Origin of the sequence: Gordonia gummivorans, from assembly GCF_022513585.1 — a bacterium.
In the GTDB taxonomy this organism is placed as follows: Bacteria; Actinomycetota; Actinomycetes; order Mycobacteriales; family Mycobacteriaceae; genus Gordonia.
The window spans coordinates 1-978 of record NZ_JAKWBF010000085.1 but is presented as its reverse complement, the minus strand read 5'-3'; the positions used below and the strand labels follow the sequence as shown (position 1 = coordinate 978).

Here is a 978-nt window from a genome sequence, read left to right as displayed (position 1 = left end):
TTCGAGCTCTTGGAGGGGATCACCAAGAGCTCGACGGACCCGCAGACCGAGATCCCAGCAGCGTTGATGAGCGCCGAGCAGTACCGCCAATGGCTGCAGCGACAAGGGCTGTCCTGATCGAGACGGTGACCGCGTTGGCCGTGGCGGGTATGGCGGTGACGGTGGCGTGTGTGTTGGTCGGGGTGCCGCGGGCGTCGTATTACCGGGTGGTCAAGGGGTACCGCCACTATGTGCCGGTGGCCCACCCACAACCTCAGGCCGAGCGGGTGCAGCCGGCCGCGTTGAGTGCCGCCGAACGCCACCAGGTGGTCGACGTCTTGTCGATGCCCGAGTTCACCGATCTGTCGGTGCACCAAACTTATTGGCGTGCTTTCGATTCCGGGTTGATCACGTGTAGTGAGAGGACGTTCTACCGGGTGGCGAAGACGGCGAAACTCGTCGGTGATCGCCGGCGCCGTAAACGGTCGGGACCGACGAGTCGCGCGACCCCGCGGATGCAGGCGAGCGGTCCGGGCCAGTTGTGGTCCTGGGATGCCACCGAGCTGCGGGGCATCGGCCGGCAGCGGTTCAAGCTGCTGTTGGTGATCGATGTGTTCTCCCGGTTCCCGGTGGCCTGGAAGATCGTGCCCGAGGAAAACAAGAAGGCGGCGATCGCGATGTTCAAAGATGCGTTCACCCGCTACGGGCCACCCACGATGTTGCACGCCGACAACGGGGCGGTGATGCGCTCACACGACCTGCTCGACGCTCTCGAGGAAGCCGGGGTGATCGCGTCGTTCTCGAGGCCGCGGGTCAGTGATGACAACCCGTTCTCCGAGTCGCTGTTCAAGACCGTCAAATACGACCTGAACTGCCCCGAGCGCTTCGAGGACATCGATCACGCCCGGGAGTGGACCGCGGGTTTCCTGGGCCGCTACGCCTACGAGCACCGCCACAGCGGGCTGGGCTGCTACACCCCTGCCTCGGTGTTCGACGGCA

At 65.0% G+C, this 978-nt stretch carries 1 protein-coding gene; it reads left to right on the top strand.

The window, feature by feature from the left end:
* Positions 1 to 89 precede the first annotated feature (89 nt).
* The coding region (locus MKW15_RS24200; protein WP_240862944.1) for a DDE-type integrase/transposase/recombinase at positions 90 to 978 on the top strand (889 nt) is incomplete at its 3' end.